We start from the raw sequence: 25,625 nt of genomic DNA, 5'->3' as shown, positions 1-25,625 counted from the left end.
CCGCAGGGAGAGGGAGCGAGCGACAGCTGGCTGGCAATTTATAGAAGTGCCCTTTAGTAAAAAGCGGACATATCAAAATTCCTGGTCAGACCGAACGAGACCAAACCAGCATCCGCAGCATTTACGGAGCCAAGTAAAAATCCATAGGTATCAGCTCAACGGCCCATTCACCTTCTTCACCCAGCGTGGCGGCCGGGTGCATGGATGCGATGCGCAGCGCCTCTTCCTGGCTGTCCGCCTCGACAATGAACAAGCCGCCCACTACTTCCTTCGACTCCGTGTAGGGGCCATCGCTGACGAGCATCTTGCCGCTGCGCGTGCGAAGTGTGCGCCAGCCTTCCAGATCGCCAAGCGAGGCGGAAACCAGAACCTTGCCGGTAGCGCGCATTTTCTCGTCCAACGCCGGGCATTGGCTTACCAGCGCCTTGACGTCGTCGGGCGCCATGGCGGCGAATTTTTCGGGGGTGAAGTAGGCGAGGCCGAGGTATTTCATGGGAATTCCTTTGGGTTGGGATGCTTGGACGACGAAGCTGGTAGTTAGAAATCGACATGTTTCCCTGCAAATACCCACGGCGATATAGTGCCGGCGGGCCCTGAGCCCTGGGGATTCACGCCCGCCACGCCTGACTTAAGGAATAGCCATGCGACGTGTGATAGCAGCTGCGGTAGCCATATCGATCGGTGCGAGCGCCATCGGCGCCACGACGCTGGACCTTGCTCCCGTCGTTTTGCCGAAAGCCCCAGCGCCGGGCAAGGCCGTGCAGCCGTTCGTGCAGGTGAATGCCGCCGAGGTCGCGTTGACGCACGTGCGCGTGATCGACGGCACCGGCGCCCCGGCGCACGATAACCAGACGATTTTGATCGAGAACGGCAAGATCGCCGCCGTAGGCGCGAGCGATATGGCGATTCCCGCCAAGGCCAAGCGTATCGATCTTTCCGGGCATACCGTTTTTCCCGGCCTGGTCGGCATGCACGATCATCTCTTCTATATCGCCGTGCCCAATCTCGACGCGAAGTTGCACAGCGATTCGCCGCTGCTGCTGCCGGAAATGGCGTTCTCCGCGCCACGGCTTTATCTCGCCAATGGCGTCACCACGCTGCGCACTACCGGTAGCGTCGAACCGTATACCGATCTCAACCTCAAGCACGCGATCGACAAAGGCGAGCTGCCTGGCCCGCACATGGATGTGACGGGACCGTATCTGGAAGGCGCCAACTCGCCTTTTATCCAGATGCATCCCATCCGCGATCCCGACGATGCGAAGCAAACCGTGGCATTCTGGGCGAAGCAAGGCGTGACCTCGTTCAAGGCTTACATGGATCTGACGCGTGCCGAATTGAAGGCCGCGGTGGACGAGGCGCATAGCCTGGGGCTAAAGATTACCGGCCATTTGTGCGCGGTCACTTACCGCGAAGCCGCTGACATCGGTATCGATAACCTCGAGCACGGCTTCTTCGTCAACACCGAACATGATCCTGGCAAAGCACCGGACACCTGCACCGATTCCGACGGCATGGATACGCTGCATGCCATGGACCCACAAGGCAGCGACGCCAAAAGCCTGATCCAGGATCTTGTCGCGCATCATGTGGCGATCACCTCCACGTTGCCGGTGTTCGAACAGGATCTGCCGCATCGCTCGCTTGGGCCGCAAGCCATGGCCATGCTCAGCCCGCAGGCAAAACATGATTATCTCTTGTGGCGCGCGCATGCCGACGCACTGTCGGCCGAACGGGTGAAGCAGCGCGCCATCACCTTTCAACATGGCATGGCGATGGAACGCGCATTCGTCGCTGCGGGTGGATTGCTGTTGGCGGGCCCCGATCCCACCGGCGATGGCGGCATCGTGCCTGGTTTCGGCGATTTGCGCGAAGTGGAATTGCTGGTTGAAGAAGGCTTCACGCCGGAGCAGGCGATTCATATAGCCACCTATAACGGGGCGCTTTATCTAGGTTTGCAGGACCGCATCGGTTCGATCGCCGCAGGCAAGGATGCTGACTTGGTGATAGTGAAAGGTAATCCCGTGCAGCACATTGATGACATCGAGCATGTCGAAACCGTGTTCAAGGATGGCGTGGGTTATGACACGCAGGCGTTGTTGAAATCGGTGCAAGGGCGGTATGGCGAATATTGATGACCGCCAAAGAGTGATATGCAAGTACCTGAAGGTTGGGGGTCGCATTCGCTCACCCCAACAATCGTGCGGTTCCGCTACTCGTTGTGATGAAAGTCCCTCCATCACCGTCGCCCGGCGAAAGCCGGGCCTAGTGTCACGGCAACCCACGCGGGTATTGGCGAGACCTTATGCTGCGTTGCGGATCTGGGTAAAGATCACCTGCCACTTGCCATCGCGTTTCGTCCCTACGTCGACGAAACGAGCATGCAGCACAAAGGATTTGCCGTGGCTGGTTCCTTTGGCATCGACCATGCCGCCAAGCACGGCGCTGTTCGGCCAGATCTTGCGCATCTGTTGGCTGATGGCGACATAAGGGCATGTCTATAAATCAACACATCCGTTTCTGAATGCCCTGGATGGCCATCTCCGCGTAGGCTGGGGTGCGAACCCCAACATAGCGTGATGATCGCCATGGCGATGTTGGGGTTCGCACCCCAACCTACGGTTCTGGATTCAGCCGTTCCAAGTAGGCACAGAACATTTCCCCAACCGCCGCTGCAAATTTATCGACCTCGGCACTCGGCCGCTCCTGGCTGGAAATGGCCTTGCCGACAGCGGACATGACGGTGCCAATCATGTCCGCTGCAAACACACGCTCTTGCTCGGATGCGGTGGGTAGCGCATCCCGCATGAAGTTTTCCATCAGCTGGCGACCTTCCTCGGCATGGCTGCGCGACTCGGGCGCCTCGCGGTACAACGGCGCTGCCTCTTCCAAGGCGCTGCGGAAAGCCGCCTCATCGCATTCGGAACGGAAATACACTTCAACCGCCGTCTTCAGCCGCTCAGCCGGTTGCACGCTTGCATCGCCAAGAATGCGCTCGAGCTGACCCATGGTTTGCCGCCATTCTTCCGCCTGCAACCGGAACAGGATCGCCTCTTTGTTCGGAAAGTATTGATACAGCGATCCCACGCTGACGCCCGCGGTTTCCGCGACGCGGGCAGCCGTGAAATGACGCGCGCCATCGCGCACAAGAACGCGAATAGCCGCTTGGAGAATATCCGCGACGAGTTGCGTGGAGCGCACTTGACTAGGCTGTTTTCGCGCGGAAATGACGGGTGTCTTGCGCTTTGCCATGGAGGCTCCTGGAACGCGAATAGTGAATGCGAATAGTTATTCGTATTCTAGGGATGCTCTGATCTATTCCATGTACCCGTCACCGCACGGTATGCGCGGCTTGAACAGACGGCCAGTCTGCCCTGCGCTACGCAACACACCCTGCGGGCCTTCTGGACGTCATGCCGGGTGCATGGAATAGATCAGAGCATCCCTAGTTTGACGACAAGCTTTCGTGCTTCGGCAGGTAATGACCATGACAACAGCGACGAACCCCAGCCACCCGTCACGCAAAACAGTGCTGATCATCGGCGCCTCACGCGGGCTTGGCTACGCCATGGCGGAGGAGTTTGTGAAACGCGGCTGGCATGTGCTTGGCACAACGCGAAACTCGGCCGGCACCCAACTGCACGCGCTATCGCAGCGCCTGCCGGAACATGTCCGTGTCGAGCACGTCGATATCACGGTGACTGAGCAAATCGCCGCACTTCGCGCTCGCCTGGCCGGGAAAACCTTCGACATGCTGTTCGTCAATGCGGGCGTCACCAACCATCCGCAGCAAACGATCGGCGAGGTATCCACCGAAGAATTCATCCGCGTGATGGTGACCAACGCATTGAGCCCGATGCGCGTGGTGGAAGCGCTCTACGACCTCGTCGCCGACGACGGCATCGTAGGCGTGATGTCGTCCGGCCAAGGCAGTGTCGCGAACAATACCAACGGCATGCGCGAGGTGTATCGCGGCAGCAAGGCGGCGTTGAATACGTTCATGCGCAGCTTTGCGGCGCGGCATCGGGATGGGCGGGCGATGGTGTTGATGGCGCCGGGGTGGGTGCGCACGGATATGGGCGGAGCGGATGCGCCGCTGGCCATCGAGGAAAGCATTCCCAACGTGGTGAACACCTTGCTTGCCGTGCGCGGCAAGCCGGGTTTGCAGTACCTGGATTATCTCGGGCGGACGGTGCCGTGGTGATGGCGCCGCCGCAGCACCGGCAGGCTGGGTTGGCGCCAATGGCACTAACTCAGGCATCGTCGCCCGGCGAAAGCCGGGGCTTTCGGCGCTCCAAAAAGTCACTGGGTCCCGGCTTTCGCCGGGACGACGATTTAAGCTATTCGAGCAAGGTACGGCCTAAGTAGCCCAACATTTTCGGAGCGATTCGTTGGGTTACGCTGCGCTCACCCAACCTGCGCGGCATCGATATCGATCTGGATATGGCATAGCTGCAATTTCTTATTGGAAGGTTATCGCCCTTATTTCTAGACTGCGGTTGCCCCATCTACCCCCTCACGGACCATGTCGGCTAACAAACCCAAGTTGCGGTCTCAACAGTGGTTCGGCACCACGGACAAGAACGGCTTCATGTATCGAAGCTGGATGAAGAACCAGGGCATTCCCGACCACGAGTTCGACGGTCGGCCCATCATCGGCATCTGCAACACCTGGTCGGAACTCACGCCCTGCAACGCGCACTTCCGCAAGCTGGCCGAACACGTCAAGCGCGGTGTCTATGAAGCCGGTGGCTTTCCGGTGGAATTCCCGGTGTTCTCCAACGGCGAATCGAACCTGCGCCCCACGGCGATGCTCACGCGCAACCTCGCCGCGATGGATGTGGAAGAGGCGATCCGCGGCAACCCTATCGATGCCGTGGTGTTGATGTGCGGCTGCGACAAGACCACACCGGCCTTGTTGATGGGCGCAGCGAGCACCGACGTGCCGGCCATCGTGGTCACCGGCGGCCCCATGCTCAACGGCAAGCTCGAAGGCAAGAACATCGGCTCGGGCACCGCCGTGTGGCGCCTGCACGAAGCGTTGAAGGCCGGCGAGATCGACCTGCATCATTTTCTTTCCGCCGAAGCAGGCATGTCGCGTTCGGCGGGCACCTGCAACACCATGGGCACCGCCTCGACGATGGCCTGCATGGCCGAATCGCTCGGTGTCTCGCTGCCGCACAACGCGGCGATTCCCGCGGTGGATGCGCGCCGCTACGTGCTCGCGCACATGTCGGGCATCCGCATCGTGCAGATGGCGCTTGAAGACCTGACGCTCTCGAAGATCCTTACGCGCGAGGCATTCGAAAACGCCATCGCCACCAACGCGGCGATCGGCGGCTCGACCAACGCCGTGATCCACCTCAAAGCCATCGCCGGCCGCATCGGCGTACCACTGGAGCTGGAAGACTGGACGCGCATCGGCCGCCACACCCCTACCCTCGTCGACCTGCAGCCATCGGGACGCTTCCTGATGGAAGAGTTCTATTACGCCGGTGGCTTGCCCGCGGTATTGCGCCGGCTGGGTGAAGCGAATCGTTTGCCGCATCCCGATGCGTTGACCGTCAACGGCAAGTCGATCTGGGACAACGTGCGCGAAGCGCCGATCTTTGACGATGAAGTGATCCGTCCGCTCGACCACCCGCTGATCGCCGATGGTGGCATCTGCATCCTGCGCGGCAATCTGGCGCCGAACGGTGCGGTGCTGAAACCTTCGGCGGCGACACCCGAGTTGCTCAAGCATCGTGGCCGCGCGGTGGTGTTCGAGAATTTCGATCACTACAAGGCGGCCATCAACGACGAAGCGCTCGAGGTCGACAAGGATTCCATCCTGGTGATGAAAAACTGCGGCCCACGCGGTTATCCGGGCATGGCCGAAGTCGGCAACATGGGCTTGCCGCCCAAGCTGTTGCGCCAAGGCGTGAAGGACATGGTGCGCATTTCCGATGCGCGCATGAGCGGCACCGCGTATGGCACGGTGGTGTTGCACGTGGCGCCGGAAGCGGCTGCCGGCGGTCCGTTGGCGGCGGTGCGCAATGGCGACTGGATCGAGCTCGATTGCGAGGCCGGACGATTGCATCTGGATATCAGCGATGAAGAGCTGCAGCGCCGCTTGAGCGAGATCAATCCCGCTGCTGCACCTGGCGTGGCGGAGCAGCAAGGCAAGGGTGGCTACGCGCGGCTTTATATCGATCACGTGCTGCAGGCTGACGAAGGCTGCGATCTGGATTTTCTGGTGGGCAAGCGTGGTGCTGGCGTGCCGCGGCATTCGCATTGAGGGGTAGCGCGTGTATTGCCGTCACGCCAAAAATTCCCCACTCGTCATTCCAGCGGAAGCTGGAATCCAGTGCCTTTCCGCTCCAAAGTCGCTGGATGATTCGCTTCGCTCACCCCTTCGGGGCCGTCCATTCGGACGTTCTCCGCGCTTCGCGCTACGTCCAGCTTTCGCTGGAATGACGAGCAAAAGTTTCCGGCGATTGCTGATCACGGCAAGCAATACGCACTACGCGCTGTGGGCTCCTTTCAGTAAAAGCAATTTGGGTGAAATACGATGACCTCCATAACCGGTGAATCACTGATCGCGGGCAACACACATCGCGGCGAAGGCACAGCGTTCCGCGCATCCGACGCATCAAGCGGCGAGCCCATCGCCCAACCCGTCTTCCACAGCGCATCGCGCACCGACGTCGACCGCGCCTGCGAACTGGCAGACGAAGCCTTCGATACCTACCGCGCCCTGCCCCTCGAAACGCGCGCGCAATTCCTCGAAGACTGCGCCGCACGCATCGAAGCACTCGGCGATACGTTGATCGAACGCGCCATGGCCGAAACCGGCCTGCCCCGCGTGCGCCTGGAAGGCGAACGTGCGCGCACGGCGAATCAATTGCGCATGTTCGCCACGCTGGTGAGAAGCGGTGACGCACTCGACGCGCGCATCGAACCCGCCCTGCCCGAGCGGCAACCGCCGCGCACCAGCCTGCGCTTCTGGCGTATCGGCATTGGGCCGGTGGCGGTGTTCGGCGCCAGTAATTTTCCGCTGGCGTTTTCGGTAGCGGGTGGCGATACGGCGTCCGCACTCGCGGCAGGTTGCCCGGTGGTGGTGAAGGCACACCCGGCGCATCCGGGCACGTCTGAATTGATCGGCCGCGCTATCCAACAAGCGGTTACGGCCGCCGGCCTGCCTGCTGGCGTATTCGCATTGCTGTTCGATGCGGGCCATGAAGTGGGCAGCGCCTTGGTGCAGCATCCGGCGATCCGCGCAGTGGGCTTTACCGGATCGCGCGCGGGTGGATTGGCGCTGGTGAAACTGGCGGCGGCGCGGCACGAGCCGATTCCCGTCTACGCTGAAATGAGCAGCGTGAACCCGAATCTGTTGCTGCCCGGTGCGCTGGCTGCGCGCGGCGAAGCACTGGCACGCGAATTCACCGCGTCGGCCACGTTGGGCTGCGGGCAGTTCTGCACCAATCCGGGATTGATGATTGGTTTGGCCGGCGCTGACTTCGACGCCTTTGCAGCGCATGCCGCGCGCGAATTCGGTGCCGCACCGGCAGGTGTGATGCTTACCGCCGGTATTTTGCGTGCGTATGAACGCGGCATCGAAAAGCTTACGCAACATGCCAAGGTGAGCACGCTTGCACGTGGCGCCTCCGCACCGGATCGCGCGCAGCCGGCACTGTTGCGCGTACGCGCAAGCGATCTGCTCGCCGATCTTTCGCTGGGTGACGAAGTATTCGGCCCAAGCAGCATGCTGGTCGAATGCGTGGATATCGCCGAACTGCGTACGCTGCTGCGCAAGCTCGAAGGCCAGCTCACCATCACGCTGCACATGGAGCCTGCCGACGCCGAACTTGTCCACACGCTGCTGCCCTTGATCGAACGCAAGGCCGGCCGCTTGCTGGTGAATGGCTTTCCGACTGGCGTGGAAGTGTGCGATGCGATCGTGCATGGCGGTCCGTTTCCGGCGACGTCGGATGGACGCAGTACGTCGGTAGGTACCGCGGCGATCGAGCGGTTTTTGCGGCCGGTGTGTTATCAGAATTTTGCGGATGGGCTGTTGCCGGAGGCGTTGCGTGATGGCAATCCGCTCGGCCTGCACCGGCGGTTTGCGGGCAAGCCGGAAGCTGCGAACAAATAATGTCCCTATTCGCTGCAGTGCTTCATGCATCGTCGTCCTGGCGAACGCCGGGACCCAGCGACTTTAGGCCTCTCGACGACACTGGACCCCGGCGTTCGCCGGGGCGACGAGAATGGGGATCGTGTGGGGCAACATGAAGGAAACCAGATGACTGAATCAACAGACACCCGCCGCACACCCCGCTACCGCGGCATCTTCCCCGTCGTACCCACCACCTTCACCGAAAGCGGCGAACTGGACCTGGCCAGCCAAAAGCGCGCCGTCGATTTCATGATCGACGCCGGTTCCGACGGCCTGTGCATCCTGGCCAACTTCTCCGAGCAGTTCTCCCTCTCCGACGAGGAGCGCGAGACCATCACGCGCACCGTGCTCGAACACGTCGCCGGGCGCGTGCCGGTGATCGTCACCACCACCCACTACGGCACCGCCATCAGCGCCGCACGCAGCAAGCGCGCGCAGGAGCAAGGCGCGGCGATGGTGATGCTGATGCCGCCGTATCACGGCGCCACCTTCCGCGTGCCCGAACCGCAGATCTACGAGTTCTACGCGCGCGTCTCCGATGCCATCGACATTCCCATCATGATCCAGGACGCGCCCGCCAGCGGCACGGCACTCTCGGCCGCGTTCCTGGCGCGCATGGCGCGCGAGATCGAGCACGTCGCCTACTTCAAGATCGAAACGCCCGGCGCCGCCAACAAGCTGCGCGACATGCTGCGCCTGGCGGGCGATGCGGTGGAAGGCCCGTGGGATGGCGAGGAAGCGATCACCCTGCTCGCGGACTTGAACGCCGGCGCGACCGGCTCGATGACCGGCGGCGGCTATCCCGATGGCATTCGCCCGATCATCGAAGCGCACCGCGAAGGACGCTACGACGACGCGTTTGCGCAGTATCAGAAGTGGCTGCCGCTGATCAACCACGAAAACCGCCAGGCCGGCATGCTTGCCTGCAAGGCGCTAATGAAGGAAGGTGGCGTGATTGCCTGCGAACGGCCACGCCATCCGCTGCCCATGATGCATCCGGACACGCGCGCCGAGCTGATCGCCATCGCTCGCAGGCTTGATCCGCTCGTCTTGCATTGGGGTAAGTAAATGACAGAACAGAACGCGTGCTACACCGTAGGTATCGTCGGCGTCGGCAAGATCGCCCGTGACCAGCATCTGCCCGCCATCGCGAACAACCCGGGCTTTCGGCTCGTTGCCGCTGCCAGCCGCAACGCGCAGGTGGAGCATGTGCGCAACTACCCGGATATCGACGCGCTGCTCGCCGCCGAACCGGAACTGGACGCCGTATCGCTGTGCGCACCGCCGCAGGTGCGCTACGAACAGGCCCGCGCCGCCTTGCTCGCAGGCAAGCACGTGATGCTGGAAAAACCGCCCGGCACCGGCGTGAGCGAAGTGGAAGCGCTGCGTGCGCTCGCGCACAAACAAGGCCGCACGCTGTTCGCTACCTGGCATTCGCGCTACGGCAGCGCGGTTGAGCCGGCACGCGCATGGCTTGCCAATCGCACCTTGCGCTCCGTGCACGTACGCTGGAAAGAAGACGTGCGCCGCTGGCATCCGGGCCAGCAATGGATCTGGGAACCGGGTGGCCTGGGCGTATTCGACCCTGGCATCAACGCACTGTCCATCGTCACCGAAATCCTGCCGCGCGACGTGCTGCTGCGTGACGCCACGCTGCATATTCCCAGCGATTGCGCCACGCCGATTGCCGCTGAACTCGATGGCATCGATGCCGATGGCGTGCCGGTGCGCGCGGAATTCGACTGGCGCCATGGCCCGGTCGAACAATGGGAAATCGACGTCGACACCACCGATGGTCTGCTCGCGCTCAGCGAAGGCGGCAAGCGCCTGGTGATTGCCGGCAAGCCGGTGGAACTTGGCGCCGAACGCGAATATCCGGCGCTGTATGAGCGCTTCCATGCACTGATCGCGCAACGCACCGACGACGTCGACGGGCGCCCGCTGCGCCTGGTCGCCGATGCGTTCCTGCTGGGAAAACACATCGGCGTGGAAGCGTTCGGCCACTGACTGCAAAAGCTATCGCCATCGTTACGTCTGGGGAGACTGCACCATGAGCCGCAAGATCCATCGCCACGCTTTCCACGCCATGCTTACGGCCATGGCCTGTCTCGGCATTGGCGCGTGCCATCACGCCGATGCACCCATCAAGATCGGCTTTCTGGTGAAGATGCCTGAGCAGGCATGGTTCATCAACGAAGAGAAAGCCGCCACCGAACTGGGCAAGAAGGAAGGTTTCTCGGTAGTGAGCATCGGCACGCCGGACGGCGAAAAAGTGCTGGCAGCCATCGACAATCTCGGTGCACAAGGCGCGCAAGGTTTCGTGATCTGCGCGCCTGATGTACGCCTGGGGCCGGCGATCCGCGCACACGCCAAGCAATACGACATGAAGTTCGTGACGGTTGACGATCGCCTGGTCGACGGCACCGGCAAGCCGCTGGAAGGCGTGCCGCACTTGGGCATGTCCTCCACCAAGATCGGCAACCAGGTCGGCCAGGCCATCGCCGATGAAATGAAACGGCGCGGCTGGAAACCGGAGGAAGTGGGCGCCTTGCGCATCACCAACAACCAATTGCCCACCGCCAAGCAGCGCACCGACGGCGCCACCGAGACATTGCTTGCCAGCGGCTTCAAGCAGGAAAACATCTTCGACGCACCGCAGCGGACCACCGACGACGAGGGCGGCTTCAACGCGGCGTCCCCGGTGCTTGCACAGCATCCGGATATCAAGAAATGGGTGATCTACGCGCTCAACGAAGAAACCGTGCTCGGCGCGGTACGTGCGACCGAGCAGTTGCATATTCCGGCCGAGGACGTGATCGGTGTGGGTATCAATGGTGCCGGCGAAGCGTTCGCGGAGTTTCAGAAGAAAGAGCCCACCGGGTTCTACGGCACGATTGCGGTGAGTTCGACCCATCACGGCCGCGACAGTGCGCAGAACCTGGTGGATTGGATTCGCACCGGCAAGGAGCCGCCAGCAGATACGCAGACGGCCGGGGCCCTGATGACACGCGACAATTGGCAGAAGGTACGCGAAGAGCTGGGTATCTAACGTAAGTTTGGGTGCGAACCCCCACATCGCCATGCATGTACATCGGAATGTTGGGGTTCGCACCCCAACCTACACAAACAGGCAAACAATGAAACCGTGAGCAACACGAGCACAGCCATTCAACAACCCGACCACGCCTGCCTGGAACTCGACGGCATCACCATGAGTTTCCCCGGCGTGCGCGCGCTCGATGGCGTATCGCTGCAGGTGCGTGCAGGCGAAGTACATGGCCTGATGGGCGAAAACGGCGCCGGCAAATCCACCCTGCTGAAGGTGCTCTCCGGCGTCAACCACCCGCAGGCCGGCACGCTGAGCTTGAATGGCGTCACGCACACCTTCGCCAGCACACGCGCCGCGATCGACGCCGGCATCGCGATCATCTACCAGGAACTGCACCTCGTCCCCGAGCTGACGGTGGCCGACAATCTGATGCTCGGCCAACTGCCCCACCGCCTCGGCGTCGTCGACAAGCGCGCTCTGATCGCGCGCGCCATGAATGAACTCAAGCGCCTTGGCGAACACATCGATCCACGCACGCCGGTAAAGCATCTCTCCATCGGGCAGCGCCAGATGATCGAGATCGGCAAGGCGCTGATGCGTGATGCGCGCGTGATCGCCTTCGATGAGCCCACCAGTTCGCTCTCGGCGCGTGAAACCGAGAATCTGTTTCGCATCATCAACGCACTGCGCGACGATGGGCGCGCGATCATCTACGTCACCCACCGCATGGAAGAAGTGGATGCGCTATGTGACCGCGTCACAGTGTTCCGCGACGGCAAGCACATCCAGACGTTCGAATCGATGACCAACGTCGATCGTCATGCACTGATCACCGCGATGGTCGGCCGGCCGATCGCCGACGTCTACGGCTATCGGCCGCGCGCCGCCGGCGGCGTGCTGCTGGAAGCCAAAGGGTTGCTGGGACCTGGCCTCGCCGAACCCGCATCCTTTACTGCACGGCGTGGCGAAATCGTCGGCTTCTTTGGCCTGGTCGGCGCCGGCCGCTCCGAGTTGATGAAGCTGATCTATGGCGCCACGCGCGCCAGCGCAGGCCATGTCGAACTCAGTGGCAAGCGCGTTGATTTCAACAGCCCGCGCGATGCGGTGCGCGCCGGTATCGCACTTTGTCCTGAAGACCGCAAAAAAGAAGGCATCGTCGCGATCGCGTCGGTCGCCGACAACCTCAACCTCAGCGCGCGCCGCCACTTCTGCCGCGGCGGCTTTCTGCTCGACGCCAAGCGCGAGCGTGCGTTGACACAGGATTACATCCGCAAGCTCGCCATCAAGACGCGCAACGGCGACACTGCCATCGGTACGCTTTCCGGCGGCAACCAGCAGAAGGTAATCCTGTCGCGCTGGCTGGCCGAGCGTATCGAGGTATTCCTGATGGACGAACCGACGCGCGGCATCGACGTCGGCGCACGCGCAGAGATCTACCACCTGCTTTACGAGCTGGCGGAAGCGGGACGCAGCGTGCTGATGGTGTCGAGCGATCTTGCCGAAGTGATCGGCGTGGCCGACCGCATCATCGTCATGCGCGAGGGACGCATCGTGGGCGACGTACCCAAGGCCGAGGCGACGCCCGGCGAATTGATCAAGATGGCGCTGCCGCGCTGACGCACTACCGATGAGCTAACGATGAGCCAAGCCATGCAACCCGAGCAGACCCCATCCAGCACCCAGGCATCTGCGCCGCCCACCGTGCCACTGCGCGTGCGTGCGTGGAACCTGCTCAACAAGTCAGGCATCGTGGTGGCCTTTGTCGTGTTGTTCGTGGTGTTGTCGGCGACGGTCCCGGATTTCCTCACCACGCGTAACATCCAGGGGCTGCTGCTTTCCGTCACGCTGATCGGCTCGATTGCTGTCACCATGATGTTCGTGCTGGCGCTGGGCGAGGTCGATCTGTCGGTCGCCTCCATCGTGGCGTTTGCTGGCGTGGTCGCAGCCACCGTCATCACGCAGACGCATAGCGTGTTATTGGGTGTTATCGCCGGCATCCTGGCCGGCGGCGCGGTGGGATTGATCAATGGCGTGCTGGTGGCGCGCTTCAAGATCAACTCGCTGATCGCCACGCTGGCGATGATGGAAGCAGTGCGCGGCCTCGCCTACATCACTTCCAACGGCGATGCGGTGATGATTTCGCAGGAGGGCTTCTTTGCGCTGGGTAGCGATTCGTTCCTTGGCATCTCCTACCCGATCTGGAGCAACATCATCGGCTTCGTCGTGTTCGGCTTTCTGTTGAACAAGACCGTGTTCGGCAAGCACGTGCTCGCGGTTGGCGGCAACAGCGAAGCCGCGCTGCTCGCGGGTTTGCCGGTGACGCGTATCAAGATCATGGTGTTCGTGCTGCAAGGCCTGGTGACAGGCTTTGCCGGCGTGATGCTCGCCTCGCGCATGAGCCTGGGCGATCCAAAAACATCCGTGGGTTTGGAGCTTGGCGTGATCTCCGCCTGCGTGCTTGGCGGCGTATCGCTTACCGGCGGCGTGGCAACGATTTCCGGCGTGCTGGTGGGCGTGCTGATCATGGGCGCCGTACAGAACGTGATGAGCCTGTTGAACGTGCCGACGTTCTATCAATACCTGATCCGCGGCGGCATTCTGCTGCTCGCCGTGTTGTTCGATCAGTATCGGCGCAGCCGACGCCGCGTATAACCGTTCGCACGAATCGTAGGCTGGGATGAAATCCCAGCTTTGTTGCGGCTCAACCTGCTGGGATTTCATCCCAGCCTACGGGCTCACGCGCCAACCGCCACAACGCAATCCCTGCACGCATCGGAACGTTGGGGTTCGCACCTCAACATCGCCATGCATGCAACGCTCACATCATCAAAAACTTGCGCGCACACCCGCACTCGCGCGCCATCCGCCGGGCACCGCATCGGATTTCGACACCTGTCCTGCTTCGGCGAAAACACTCCAACGCCCAGCCAGCGCAAGATGCATACCCACGGCCACTTCACCGGCCGTGCCATGTCGCGAAGGCAAGCCCACCGGCACAGCGCCGCCGTCGAGCGATGCGTTGATGTTTGGCCGACTGCCTACGGCATGGACGGCCGACGCACGCAGATACATATCGGCTTTGATGGATGCCGCGGGCGTGAACGCCTGGCCGATCAGCACACCCGCACGCGTGAGGAACGCATGGTTGCGGCTGACGTCGAAATGCACCTGATCGCTGGCGACATAGCTGCTGGAACCGATCGAACCGTAGGCGGCCTGCACTTGCGGCTCCACATAGCCACCATCGTCCGCCTGATAGCGCCATCCGGCGCGCGCGGAGACGCTCGCTGCAAGCGGGCGATAGTGACCCGACGCGCTGCCGAAGGCATCCGTCGAGGTGTAGCTGTCGCGCAACTGGCCCACGCGCGCCACCGCATCGGCAAACACGCCGTTGCGGGAATTCCACGAATCGTAAACACCGATCGAATCGGCGCGCACATCGGCACTGCCGTTCTGCAGGCTGGCATGGGATTGGGTGTGCGTGTAGACCATGCCCAGCGCATTGCGGCCGCCGTCGAAATCAGAGAGACGTTCCGCGCCGAACGATGCGCTGGTTTGATGTTGCCGGTAGCTGCGGCCGTCGCTGCTTTGTCCCGTGAAATCGCCAACATCCGTATCCACCCATGCACCGGATGCGCCGGACAGCTGGCTCAGGCGGCCCGATTCGCTGCGGCGGGATATGGCTTGATCGTCGATCTGCCATGCGTTGGCAAGTGCAAGCGCGGCATCGCCCGCCACCAGCACACCCGTGGATGGCGTCATCGCGCCGATGTTTTGCGTGCTGTCACTGCCGGTACTCGTGTTGGGTGGAGTCACCGGTGGCGTGGTTGAACTGCTGCCTCCGGTGCTTGCGGTACTGCCTGTACCGGTGGAACCTGAAGAGGGTGGCGTAGACGTGCCCGTCGTCGAACCGCTGCCGGTACTGCCGCCCGTACTGCTGCCATTACCGATAATGTCGATACCGGTAAGCAGAATCTGCTTGTGATCGGCGCTCAGGCTTACCACCGGCACGTAGGAGTAACGCACCAGCGCATTTTCGTAGGTGGTGCCCCATTGGCTGGTCAATCCCGCCACGCTCGGAAAGCTCGCCGTGCCGTTCGCCGCCGCACTCGCATCAACGATCACGATGGGGTTGGGCGCGGCAATCGTTACGCCCTTCCCGATCGCATTGGCGTTGACCCACGACGTATCGTCCAGCACCGGGTCGTAGGCGATGCGCACTTGTTGAGTGCCCGTGGCGTTGAACGTCGCGATGCCGGCGCCAAAACTCACATGATCTGCCTGCGCGTTGCGGATGTCGCTCAGCAGGGTGAACGTAGCGCCGTCGGTAAGATTTACCGTGGCGCCGCCCGTTGAGCTATCGACGCTCAGATTGCGCAGGCTGTGCGTGGGCACGCTGCCCTGCGCAAACGTGCCCCAGCTGCCAGCCATGTCGATGGCACTGCCGTTGCCGAGCGAGAGGCTACCGGCACCAAAATCGCTGGCCAGCGTGCTGGTGCCGGTGGGCATCCAGCGGGCGCCATTGGCGAAGGCAAGGATGGGCACGCCCGCACTAAGGGTGCCCCCTTTGCTTGTGGTGCCGCTACCGCCCAGCACCATGCCCTTGAGGAACGACGCATCATCGTTGAAGTTCAGCTGGGTGGTGGCGATGAAATGCGTGCCGGCGGCATTGACCAGGTTTTGCGTCAGCACGTCACCGTCCACTTTGACGGACTGCCCGCCAGCCTGGTTGACGCTTAGCGGGCTTTGGGCTTGCCACCCATCGGCCGCCACGTTCCATATGGCATAGCGTGCGCCGCTACCGGTATTGCTCACCGCTACGTCCAGGCCGCCGGCCAGCGTGAGACTGCCGCCGTTGTTGGCCACGCCGTAGGCGTCGCAAGCCGCGCAGTCCACACTCGTGCGCAGGACCGCGGTCTTCGCGGCATTGGTGAAGGTCATCACGCTATTGTTGTTGACCGCAAAGCTCGTGCTTACGCCGCTGACGCGCGCATCGACAGCGCCGTCCAGCGTCATGGAACCGTACGTGTGACCGTACGTGTTGCCCAACGCGGTGGGGGACCCGAACGGGTTGTAGTTGGTGTGGCTGGTTACCGTCACTGTCAGGTCACCGCCGACATGAAAGCGTGCGGAGGCATGGGTGTTGTTCACGCCGAAGGCTGAGCGCGGTCCGTCGGAGGTAATCGTGACGTTGCCCGTCACATACATCGTGCCCTGGTTGCGGATGCCCATTACCGTCGAGCCGTTCGACGTGGCGGCGACATTCAGATCGCCATTGACCGTGATGCGGGTGTTGACGTTGTCGTTGTAAATGCCCTGGACGGTATCGTTGGGCCAGTCGCCGTAGCTGACGATGCCCAGGTTGCCGTTGAACACCACGTTGCCGGTGCCGCCGCCGGAGTTGTAGATGCCGGCAGTGTCGGTGCCGGGCCCATGCGTGACGATGGTGGTGTTCCCATTGACGGTCAGGAAGCCCCGGTAGATCCACAGGCCCTTGCTCCAGGCCACGGTCTTTGTATTGACGTCCAGATTGCCGTTGAAGGTGGCCGTCGCCCGATCAAGGTGCAGCCCCTCCCCCTCCGACCCGATCGTCCACTGGCCGTTGACGTAACGCCACGGGTCACTCGTCTGTGCGATGGTCGAGGTATTGCCGTTCACCGTCAGATTCCCGCCCGCCTCCACATCGATGGCGTAGGCGGAACCAAACGTGCCCGCGGCCGGGCGGATGGCGGACACCGTCAATGCGCCCTTGCCGTCGGCGCCCACCTGAAGCACCACCTTGGGCGTGCCGCTCTGCAAGCCGATGCCGGCGACGTTCTGCGTACCGTTCGCGGTCACGCCGATGCTGTCGCCATCGATGAGGCGATAAACAAGGTTGCCGTTGGCATCGGTGCCGCTCTGGTAAGCGGTGTCCGCGGTCGTGCCGGTGAGCGTGGTGGTGTAGGCCGTCGATTTCGCCTTGCTGGCCGTCACCGCCGCAAGGGTCGCCATGATCGAAACGGGTATCGCCTTGCGCCGCTGCCGCATGCGCATCCGCTTCATCGCGTCGTTGTAGTTCGCTTCCACCGATAATTGCCACGCTTCCGGCAGCTGCGCGAACAGATACGGTTGCCGGCGGTAATAACGCCATAGCTCGATGCTGGATGCGTCGATGTTCTTGCTCATCGTTGTGTCCCCTGACGGATGTGCATGCGCCTGTAGGTTTTGTAGGTTAGGGGGCGAACCCCAACATTCGGATCTATGCAGGCATGGCGATGTTGGGGTTCGCACCCCAACCTACGGTTGCATGCCGCGAATGCTCAAGCATCACCAATTGATACGCACACCCACTTTGCCGCTGTAGCCCTTGCCGTGGTCGTTGACGCCCACGTCATAGCCGGCACTCGCATACACGAATACATTGCGCGCCAATTGCGAGCTGATGCCCGTGCGCAACCCCACCCATGAGCGCTTGAGATCGGAGTGGAAACTCACTGGTGTGGTGGGCGTGGAGAACGACACGCCGGGGTTGGCCATGAATTCGCGCCACAGGTCGACGCGGATCCACGTACTCATCAACATCGGGCGCTTCGGATCGCTGCCGAAGAACCAGTTTTTCTTCACCTCCGTGCCGACGCGTCCGGCCAGTGCATTGGCGTTGCCGAAATACACGCTGGACGCCGCGTCGGCAGCGTTGTTGAACGAGGCATGCTGATAGACGAGCTGCGCCTGCGGCACGAATACCCAGCCATGCGGCAGCGTTATCGGATAGCCGCCTTCGGCGGATGCGCCCACGCCGCGGCCCGCAGTCTTCAACGGTGCCATGCGTGTGGACGTGGCGGTGACGCTGTAGCTCGTACCTTGCATCACCACGCCCGTATACCAGCCGGATGGACCGAAGTGCGTCCAATAGCTGCCCAGCGTGGCGTTCTGCAGACGATCGTGGCCGGCGATGCTGCCGTCGAAATGCTTCACGTCACCCGCGATCTGGCCGAGCGCGATGTACACGCCGGTGGCATCGCTGCCGCTATCGTGCTGGCCGCTATACAGCTCGACACCGGCTTGCAGGGTGAACACGTCGTCGCGATAGCTCGGACCCTGGTTGCCATAGATGCCGTATGCACCGCCATCGCGCGAGTCGTGCTGCGCGATGACGCGCGCCCAGCTGGCCTGGCCGTGCGCATCGTCGGGCGGAAGATCCTGGCTACGCTCCTGCAGGTTGTCCATCAGGGTTTGCCCGTAGGACAACGCCATCGACGGCACCGCGGCGTAAAGCGATACCTCCTGGCGATAGAGCGGCACGGTCTTCTGCGTGGAAGGTGCGCCTGAGCTGGGTGTTGGTGCAGGTGTGGGTGTCGGTGCAGGTGTCGGTGTCGGTGTCGGTGTCGGTGTCGGTGTCGGTGTCGGTGTCGGTGTCGGTGTCGGTGTCGGCGTCGGTGTTGGCGCGGGCGTCGGTGTTGGCGCGGGCGTCGGTGTCGGCGCAGGTGTTGGTGTCGGCGCAGGCGTTGGCGTCGGCGCAGGTGTGGGCGTCGGCGCAGGTGTCGGTGTCGGTGTGGGCGTAGCACACGCAGGCGCGCTCGGCATCAGCGAGCAATCCAACTGCGAACGCAAATACCAGTCTTGCGCACTGCTTCCATCAGTGCTGCCGCGGAAAAGCGAATACTCGTAAGGGCCAGCCGCTACCGCGCTGGCCAGCGTAAATGCGTTGACCGCGGTTGTACCGCCGTTGATGGCATCGACCACTTCGATGCCGTTGGCGGTGGTCAGCGCACCCGGGCCACCCGCGTTGGTGATGCGCAACGCCGTGCTGCCGGTCGCCGTGCCGCCATTGATCACCAGCAAGTCCGACGCCGAACCATCACCGCCAAGATACGTATTGAGCGCCACGACACTGTTCGCGCCGCCCACATAGTTGTTGACGATGAGCTTGTTGCCGGTGCCCGTTCCGCCCACTTGCACCAGGCCGTTGTTGTTCAACGTGCCGTTGACGGTGAAGCTGCCCGCGGTGGTACCCAGTGCCGACAATGCGTCGGCTACGGCGATGGTCCCGTTGTTGGTGACAGTACCGGTGATGCTGCCATAGCCGCTCAGCGTCGCGCCCGAGGCCACCGTGGTGGTGCCGCCGCCGCTCAAGGCCGCGCCCGTGTTGCTGCTGTCGCCTACCGCCAGCGTGCCCGCATTGACGTTAGTGTCGCCGGTGTAGGTGTTGTTGCCGTCGAGAATGGTGGTGCCGCTGCCGAGCTGGTTGACGCCGCCCGCACCGGAAATGACGTGGTTGTACGTATAGGTGTCGGTGCGATCGAACGCCACCGTGCCGTCGCTGGCGATGTCGCTGTTGATGCCACCTACGGTGCCGCCATTGCCGAGCTGCAGCGTGGCGCCACTGACAACGGATACGGATCCGTTGAAGCTTGCATTGTCGGAAGCCAGCACCAGCGTGCCTTCCTGCACGAAGATGCCCAACTGTGCGGAAGGGTTGGCGCTGGTGTTCACCATGTCGCTGCCCAGCGTCCAGGTGCCGTCATCAAATTTGTAGAGTGTGCTGAAGTTCAGCAGCGCACCTTGCTGCGTGCCGTTACCCGAACCTGCCAGCGTGATGGTGTTGTTACCGGCGCCGCCGTCGATCGTGCCGCTGACCGTGGAGCCGGCGTACAACGTGACTTGATCATCGCCGCCACCGAAGCTGATGTTGCCGGTGACCGTGCCGCCGCTGCGGTTGTAGAACACCATGTCGCCGTTGCCGGCATTGCCGATGGCGGTGGCGTTGCCGCCATTCACGCCGGTCTGGATGCTGCCGTAGTTGTCGACGGTGTTGGATGTACCGGCTTGCGTCACCTGGTCCTGAAACCAGATGGCCGCTGCCCCCTGCGAGCTGATGGTGCCGTTGTTGATGATGGTGTTGCTGTTGCCCACCACGTTCACGGCTTCGGAGGTGCTGGAAGAACCCGTCTGTGTCACCTGCGCGTTGGCGTTGACGGTCAACGTGCCGTTGTTGCGGAATTCGATGGTGCTGTAGCCCATGTTGTAACCACCCACGCTACTGCTGTTGGTGGTGGGGCTGTTAGTAACGGTGGCGCCGCCTTGCAGGGTAATGTTGGCGTTGTCGCCCAGACTGATGGCGTTCTGCGTGGCGCCCACGTTGACGGTGGCGCCATTGCCCACGGTGACCGTGGTGATGACGGTTTCGCTGCTGCCGGCACCGATCTGTGTGGTGTATGGATTGGGCGCGGTGCTGTCGCAGCTGATGGTCGAGTTCAACTGGCCCGGGCTGGCGCAGTTGGCGAGTGCGGTTTGGGTGAGGACGAACGGGCTGGCAAGAATGGCGGATGAGGCGATGATGTGCGTTGCTACATGCTTCACGAATATGTCCCGGGTCAATGGAAGTTTTCTTCCCGCAGGCACCGTGACAAACGCACAGCCGTACGCGTCGGCGCATAGCGTCGACGATGCACGTTGATGGATCCCCTGCGAAAATCAGCCAGCCATCACCCGCTGCCATCTGTTCGAGGCTGCGCAGCAAGGCTTGCTGTTTTGTGCAATTAGGATAAACGACGGAATGCAATATCTGATCAGGCCACATGAAAAAATAAAATGAGCTTACGACAGATTTCTGGCACCTTCCGGACAAGTCGATAACAGATTGCGTTGATGCCATATCTGTTTGTGCATGATTTTTTTGCTGTACGTCACGAACATCCTCACAGGCCAGTCACGTGTCACTGAAGACAGGGCGGTGCAAACAAATTTCAAAGTAGAGTGCCGCCGACTTGCACGATCCTGCATCCGAACGCGAAGCCGTCGCGCAGACAACGCCAGGGCGAACTGCGCCTCCATGGACGATCCTTTGCATCTGAGGCGATGCACGTCACGTTTGATCTGGCACTTCAACTGGAGGGGGCAATGAAGAAACGTTTGTACCGGGCCATCACCCGGGGATTGGCTTGCGGCGCGCTCGCCGCCCTTTCGCTATCGCATGCCGGTGCGCTGTCAGCGCAAACCACACAACCGTCCTACACCTGGAACAACGTGCGCATCGTCGCCGGCGGTTACGTCGACGGTATCATTGCGCATCCCAAGCAACAGGGTTTGTTCTATGCGCGTACCGACGTGGGTGGCGCGTATCGCTGGGATTCGAGCCAGAACAAATGGATTGCATTGAACGACTGGACGCCGTCGGCTGACCAGTTGTGGACCGGCGTGGAAAGCCTCGCCATCGATCCCAACAACACCAACATGCTTTATCTGGTGACGGGTCTGTACGTGAAATCATGGGCCGGCAACGGCGCCGTGCTGGTGTCGTCCGATCAAGGAAAGAGCTTCACCGCCTATCCGCTGAGCTTCCGTGTCGGTGGCAATGAAGACGGCCGCAACGTGGGCGAACGTCTGCAGGTGGATCCGAACGATGGTTCCGTGTTGTTTTATGGCACGTCCAACGCCTCTTACAACAACCCGTCCGGCGGTCCACAGCAGGTCGCCGGCAAGGATGGCTTGTGGACCAGCAAGGACAAGGGCGCCACGTGGTCGCAGGTAAGCGGCTTCACCGCGCTGACCAACGACGGCACCGGCGACGGCGTGACGTTCATCGCCTTCGCGCCGGCAGGTGAAGCCACAGGCACACCGACCAAGACCATTTATGCAGGCGTATCGACGGCCACCGCCGCCACCAACGGCACCACGCTCTACGTGAGTACCGATGCAGGCGTAACGTGGAGTCCGGTACCGGGCGGCCCTGGCAACGAGCTGCCGCAGCGTGGCGAACTCGGTCCGGATGGCAATCTCTACATCACCTACGGCAACAGCAAGGACAGCAACGGCAACTACACCTATGCGGTCGGCCCCAACGGTTTGAACATGGGCGCAGTATGGAAGTACGACACCGTCAATCATGTGTGGGCCGATATCACGCCGCACGATCCGTTCAACTACGCCTCCGGTTACAGCGGCGTTTCGGTTGATCCTGCGCATCCTGGCACGGTCGTGGTGATGACGATGGATCACTGGTATCCGATGGACACCCTGTGGCGCACCACCGATGGCGGCAACAGCTGGGTCGACGTGGGCGGCGCGACGTGGAACGGTGCCACGCCGACGTCCGGCACGTATGCCATACGTGACGCGAGCATGTCGCCGTGGATGATACCGCCCGGGAAGACGCAACCCGGTTTCGGCAACTGGGGCGAAGTAGTGATCGATCCTTTCAATTCCGCCCATGTCATGTATGGATGGGGCGGCGGCATCTGGACGACGTATGACCTGACCGATGCCGATGCCGGCAAGCCGACGTACTGGTCGGTGGGCGCCAGCGGTATCGAGGAAACCGCCGTGCTTACGCTGGTCTCGCCCACCTCGGGTGCGCATCTGATCAGTGGCCTGGGCGACGTCTGCGGTTTCGTGCATACCAGTCTTACCGCGGCGCCGCCGCAGCAAGGGGTTCCGTTGTGCAACGGCGGCGATGGCAACGGCAACGGGATCGACTACGGCAAGAACGCGCCCTCGACCATCGTTCGCGTCGGTGCCGGTGGCGACAACACCCTGGGCACGCTCTCGCACGACGGCGGTTCCACCTGGACGCCATTTGCCAGCAAGGCCGGATCGACCAACGGCGGCGGTACCGTCGCCATTTCCGGTGACGGCAAGACCATCGTCTGGGCGCCCAGCGATATCGCGCCAGTGGTTTCGAACGACAACGGCGCAAGTTGGACGAAGGCCAGCGGAAGCAGTCTCGCTTCGCTTCCGATCGGCGTGCAGGTGTTATCGGATGGTTACAGCCCCAACGTGTTCTACGCGCTGGATGAAGCCAACGGCATCTTCTACAACAGCACCAACAAGGGCGTGAGCTGGCAAGCCGTCAACACGAGCTTGCCGAAAGTGTATCCCTCCTATCAGCACAGCCAAGCCACCGCCGTCACCGGCATTCCGGGCGAAGCGAAAGCTGGCGACGTGTGGATCGCCACGGCGACCGGCCTGTTCCGCAGCACCAATTACGGCGCCACCTGGAACCAGGTCGACGCGGCCGCCATCACGGCGGCGGCCTCGGTCGGCTTCGGTAAAGCGGTGACCGGATCGCACTATCCCACCGTTTATCTATCCGGCACGGTGAACGGGGTCACCGGCGTATTCCGTTCCACCAACACCGGCACTACCTGGGTGCAGATCAACGACACGCTGCATCAGTGGGGTGGCGCGGGGATAGTGGTCGGTGACCCCAGAACCTTCGGCACGGTGTATATCGGGCCGGATGAGGCACGTGGAATTATTTACGGAACGTCGGCGAATTGAAAACGCCATTCAGGCCGTAGGTTGGGGTGCGAACCCCAACGGCGTGATGCGTGCGGGCATGGCGATGTTGGGGTTCGCACCCCAACCTACGCGGCATGGATATCCACATGGATATCCATGCGAGCCGATTCGTTATTGGAAAACCCACGCAGGCTGCGATGAAATCCCGGTATCAAGCAAGCGCGGGAAACGCTCTTCATGCTCATGATTCCAAAGTCGGCATGCAACACCGTTGCCGCCGCCGTACTTCTCGCCGTCGCCCTGCCCCTCTGCGCCCAACAACGCACCCTCACGCGCGACTGGCTGTTCCAGCAAGGCGACATACCCGCCGCATCATCGACCAGCTACGACGACCATGCCTGGCGCCACGTCGACGTACCGCACGACTGGTCCATCGCCAACCAACGGGATGGCAGCGCGCCGTACGATCCCAACACGCCAGGTGGACAGGCCTCCGGTTATCTCCCTGGCGGCGTCGGCTGGTATCGTCGGCACATCACGCTCAGCGCCGAAGAGGCTGCGCGTATCGTTCGCCTGAATTTCGAAGCGGTCTACATGGACGCGGACATCTGGCTCAACGGCCAGCATCTGGTGCAGCATCATTACGGCTACACGGCTTTCAGTATCGATCTCACCGGCAAGGTGCATGCAGGCGACAACATCGTCGCCATTCGCGTCAATCATGCCGATCCGTCCTCACGCTGGTATGCAGGATCGGGTTTGATTCGCCCGGTGAGCATGGACATGCTCGATCGCGTGCATCTCGATCCGGACAGCATCGTCGTCAGCACGCCGGTGGCAACGCAGTCGTTGGCGAACGTGTCTGCGCAAGCCGTGGTTGCCAATGATTCGGCACAAGCACGCAAGGTCGACGTCGTGGCGAAAATTCTCGCCGCGGATGGACAGGTCGTTGCGCAAGCGCAGCAGGACAAATCGCTCGCCGCCGGTGCCAAGGCGGATTGGAACGAAACGCTCGCGATCACCGACCCGGCGCTGTGGTCGCCCGACTCGCCCAATCTCTACACGCTGGTGCAGGACGTCTACCTCAACGGCGCCATCACCGATGAACGCCGCACGCGCTTCGGCGCACGCACCATCACCGTCGATGCCGTGCACGGCCTGCGCATCAACGGCAAACAGGTGCTGCTGCGCGGCGGCAACATCCATCACGACAACTACATGCTCGGCGGCGCCGGCTGGCCCGATGCGGATGCACGCAAAGTGGCGCTGATGAAAGCCGCCGGCTACAACGCCATCCGCAGCGCGCACAACCCGGCCAGCCAGGCCACGCTCGATGCAGCCGACGAGCTGGGCATGCTCGTTATCGACGAAGCGTTCGACATGTGGAACGTCAGCAAGACGCCCATGGATTACTCGCGCTTCTTCAAGCAGGACTGGCAGCAGGATCTCGATAGCCTGGTGATCAGCGGGCGCAATCATCCCAGCGTGCTGTTCTGGAGCATCGGCAACGAAATTCCCGAACAAGGCACGCCATTGGGCGTGGAGACCGGACGCAAACTGGCCGATCGCGTGCACGCACTCGACCCGACCCGCCCGGTGACGCAAGCGATCAACGTCGACACGCCGCACATCGCCGACCAGTTCGCCACGCTCGACGTGGGCGGCTACAACTACAACGAGCCGCTGTTCGCGCGGGATCACCAGACCTTTCCGCAGCGCGTGATGTTCACCACCGAATCGACGCCCAAGAACGCGTTCGTCTACCGACGCGCAGCGGAAACCATGCCGTGGGTGATCGGCGATTTCGTTTGGACGTCCGTGGATTATCTCGGCGAAACCGGCATCGGCTGGATGGGCTACAGCCAGGATTGGCAAAAGCTCGGCCCCTACCCTTGGCATCTGGCTTATTGCGGCGAAATCGACGCAACCGGACGCAAGCGCCCTGCGGCCTACTATCGCGAAGTGATCTGGAAAACCGGCATCGATCCCATTTCAGCATTCGTGATGCAGCCTGCCGGCACCGAAGACTTGCCCGATCGCCATCTGTTCACGGTGACGCAACCGCACACGGACTGGTCACTGGACGATGTGCACCCGAGCTGGACCTGGCCCGGACAGGAAGGCAAGCCGCTGAACGTGGTGGTGTATTCCGAATATCCGGAAGTGGAGCTGTTTCTCAACGGCAAAAGCCTGGGGCGCAAG

Annotated in this window: 16 protein-coding genes; 11 read left to right on the top strand and 5 right to left on the bottom strand. The window is 62.2% G+C overall.

Annotated elements, in window-relative coordinates; all coding sequences use genetic code 11:
* Positions 1 to 121: 121 nt before the first annotated feature.
* On the bottom strand, positions 122 to 493 hold the full coding sequence (locus tag VJR68_RS02765) for a YciI family protein (protein ID WP_324146020.1): 372 nt from the start codon (positions 491 to 493) through the stop codon (positions 122 to 124).
* A 148-nt stretch (positions 494 to 641) separates the two neighbouring features.
* Between VJR68_RS02765 and VJR68_RS02760 the strand changes: the two genes are divergently transcribed.
* A complete protein-coding gene (locus VJR68_RS02760; protein ID WP_324146019.1) occupies positions 642 to 2,135 on the top strand; it encodes an amidohydrolase family protein in 1,494 nt (497 codons plus the stop codon).
* A 168-nt stretch (positions 2,136 to 2,303) separates the two neighbouring features.
* Here VJR68_RS02760 and VJR68_RS02755 read toward each other — a convergent pair whose 3' ends face one another.
* Both VJR68_RS02755 and VJR68_RS02750 read right to left on the bottom strand, forming a co-directional pair.
* A complete protein-coding gene (locus tag VJR68_RS02755) occupies positions 2,304 to 2,468 on the bottom strand; it encodes a hypothetical protein (RefSeq protein ID WP_324146018.1) in 165 nt (54 codons plus the stop codon).
* A 148-nt stretch (positions 2,469 to 2,616) separates the two neighbouring features.
* Positions 2,617 to 3,252 carry a TetR family transcriptional regulator gene (locus tag VJR68_RS02750; protein ID WP_324146017.1) on the bottom strand — a complete coding sequence of 212 codons (636 nt, stop codon included), beginning with the start codon at positions 3,250 to 3,252 and terminating at the stop codon, positions 2,617 to 2,619.
* Between the two features lie 235 nt (positions 3,253 to 3,487).
* Between VJR68_RS02750 and VJR68_RS02745 the strand changes: the two genes are divergently transcribed.
* The 8 genes from VJR68_RS02745 to araH all read left to right on the top strand — a co-directional run bounded on the left by VJR68_RS02745 (position 3,488) and on the right by araH (position 13,856).
* Positions 3,488 to 4,204, top strand: coding sequence for an SDR family NAD(P)-dependent oxidoreductase (locus VJR68_RS02745; protein ID WP_324146016.1), 717 nt, complete (start codon positions 3,488 to 3,490; stop codon positions 4,202 to 4,204).
* A 321-nt stretch (positions 4,205 to 4,525) separates the two neighbouring features.
* Positions 4,526 to 6,277 carry an IlvD/Edd family dehydratase gene (locus VJR68_RS02740; RefSeq protein ID WP_324146015.1) on the top strand — a complete coding sequence of 584 codons (1,752 nt, stop codon included), beginning with the start codon at positions 4,526 to 4,528 and terminating at the stop codon, positions 6,275 to 6,277.
* Positions 6,278 to 6,550: 273 nt separating this feature from the next.
* Complete coding sequence (locus VJR68_RS02735; RefSeq protein WP_324146014.1) at positions 6,551 to 8,134, top strand: aldehyde dehydrogenase (NADP(+)); 1,584 nt, start codon at positions 6,551 to 6,553, stop codon at positions 8,132 to 8,134.
* Between the two features lie 147 nt (positions 8,135 to 8,281).
* Positions 8,282 to 9,223: a dihydrodipicolinate synthase family protein gene (locus VJR68_RS02730; protein WP_324146013.1), complete on the top strand. Its 942-nt coding sequence runs from the start codon at positions 8,282 to 8,284 to the stop codon at positions 9,221 to 9,223.
* Entirely contained in the window at positions 9,224 to 10,162 is a 939-nt protein-coding gene (locus tag VJR68_RS02725) for a Gfo/Idh/MocA family oxidoreductase (RefSeq protein ID WP_324146012.1), read from the top strand.
* Positions 10,163 to 10,205: 43 nt separating this feature from the next.
* The gene (locus VJR68_RS02720; protein WP_324146011.1) at positions 10,206 to 11,204 is read left to right on the top strand and encodes an arabinose ABC transporter substrate-binding protein; all 999 of its coding nucleotides are present in this window, start codon (positions 10,206 to 10,208) and stop codon (positions 11,202 to 11,204) included.
* Between the two features lie 96 nt (positions 11,205 to 11,300).
* Positions 11,301 to 12,821, top strand: coding sequence for an L-arabinose ABC transporter ATP-binding protein AraG (gene araG / locus VJR68_RS02715; protein WP_324146010.1), 1,521 nt, complete (start codon positions 11,301 to 11,303; stop codon positions 12,819 to 12,821).
* Between the two features lie 21 nt (positions 12,822 to 12,842).
* Positions 12,843 to 13,856, top strand: coding sequence for an L-arabinose ABC transporter permease AraH (gene araH, locus VJR68_RS02710; protein WP_324146009.1), 1,014 nt, complete (start codon positions 12,843 to 12,845; stop codon positions 13,854 to 13,856).
* Positions 13,857 to 14,030: 174 nt separating this feature from the next.
* Here araH and VJR68_RS02705 read toward each other — a convergent pair whose 3' ends face one another.
* Together VJR68_RS02705 and VJR68_RS02700 are read right to left on the bottom strand one after the other, a co-directional pair.
* The gene (locus tag VJR68_RS02705; protein WP_324146008.1) at positions 14,031 to 17,369 is read right to left on the bottom strand and encodes an autotransporter outer membrane beta-barrel domain-containing protein; all 3,339 of its coding nucleotides are present in this window, start codon (positions 17,367 to 17,369) and stop codon (positions 14,031 to 14,033) included.
* 141 nt (positions 17,370 to 17,510) lie between these two features.
* Complete coding sequence (locus tag VJR68_RS02700) at positions 17,511 to 20,543, bottom strand: autotransporter domain-containing protein (RefSeq protein WP_324146007.1); 3,033 nt, start codon at positions 20,541 to 20,543, stop codon at positions 17,511 to 17,513.
* A 540-nt stretch (positions 20,544 to 21,083) separates the two neighbouring features.
* On the opposite strand from VJR68_RS02700, the gene VJR68_RS02695 reads away from it, so the two are divergent.
* Both VJR68_RS02695 and VJR68_RS02690 read left to right on the top strand, forming a co-directional pair.
* Positions 21,084 to 23,462, top strand: coding sequence for a hypothetical protein (locus tag VJR68_RS02695; RefSeq protein ID WP_324146006.1), 2,379 nt, complete (start codon positions 21,084 to 21,086; stop codon positions 23,460 to 23,462).
* A 198-nt stretch (positions 23,463 to 23,660) separates the two neighbouring features.
* Positions 23,661 to 25,625, top strand: a 1,965-nt coding sequence (locus VJR68_RS02690) for a glycoside hydrolase family 2 TIM barrel-domain containing protein (RefSeq protein WP_324146005.1), incomplete at its 3' end; no start/stop codon positions are given.

Source organism: Dyella sp., assembly GCF_035277725.1.
Taxonomy (GTDB): domain Bacteria; phylum Pseudomonadota; class Gammaproteobacteria; order Xanthomonadales; family Rhodanobacteraceae; genus Dyella_B.
The sequence above is the reverse complement of the archived record's forward strand: the minus strand, read 5'-3'. Positions and strand labels throughout refer to the sequence as shown.

Bases quoted from the DNA above. Each gene is read 5' to 3' on its own strand.
- VJR68_RS02765 (WP_324146020.1), bottom strand. From the start codon at position 493: ATGAAATACCTCGGCCTCGCCTACTTCACCCCCGAAAAATTCGCCGCC.
- VJR68_RS02760 (WP_324146019.1), top strand. From the start codon at position 642: ATGCGACGTGTGATAGCAGCTGCGGTAGCCATATCGATCGGTGCGAGC.
- VJR68_RS02755 (WP_324146018.1), bottom strand. From the start codon at position 2,468: ATGCGCAAGATCTGGCCGAACAGCGCCGTGCTTGGCGGCATGGTCGAT.
- VJR68_RS02750 (WP_324146017.1), bottom strand. From the start codon at position 3,252: ATGGCAAAGCGCAAGACACCCGTCATTTCCGCGCGAAAACAGCCTAGT.
- VJR68_RS02745 (WP_324146016.1), top strand. From the start codon at position 3,488: ATGACAACAGCGACGAACCCCAGCCACCCGTCACGCAAAACAGTGCTG.
- VJR68_RS02740 (WP_324146015.1), top strand. From the start codon at position 4,526: ATGTCGGCTAACAAACCCAAGTTGCGGTCTCAACAGTGGTTCGGCACC.
- VJR68_RS02735 (WP_324146014.1), top strand. From the start codon at position 6,551: ATGACCTCCATAACCGGTGAATCACTGATCGCGGGCAACACACATCGC.
- VJR68_RS02730 (WP_324146013.1), top strand. From the start codon at position 8,282: ATGACTGAATCAACAGACACCCGCCGCACACCCCGCTACCGCGGCATC.
- VJR68_RS02725 (WP_324146012.1), top strand. From the start codon at position 9,224: ATGACAGAACAGAACGCGTGCTACACCGTAGGTATCGTCGGCGTCGGC.
- VJR68_RS02720 (WP_324146011.1), top strand. From the start codon at position 10,206: ATGAGCCGCAAGATCCATCGCCACGCTTTCCACGCCATGCTTACGGCC.
- araH (WP_324146009.1), top strand. From the start codon at position 12,843: ATGAGCCAAGCCATGCAACCCGAGCAGACCCCATCCAGCACCCAGGCA.
- VJR68_RS02705 (WP_324146008.1), bottom strand. From the start codon at position 17,369: ATGAGCAAGAACATCGACGCATCCAGCATCGAGCTATGGCGTTATTAC.
- VJR68_RS02695 (WP_324146006.1), top strand. From the start codon at position 21,084: ATGAAGAAACGTTTGTACCGGGCCATCACCCGGGGATTGGCTTGCGGC.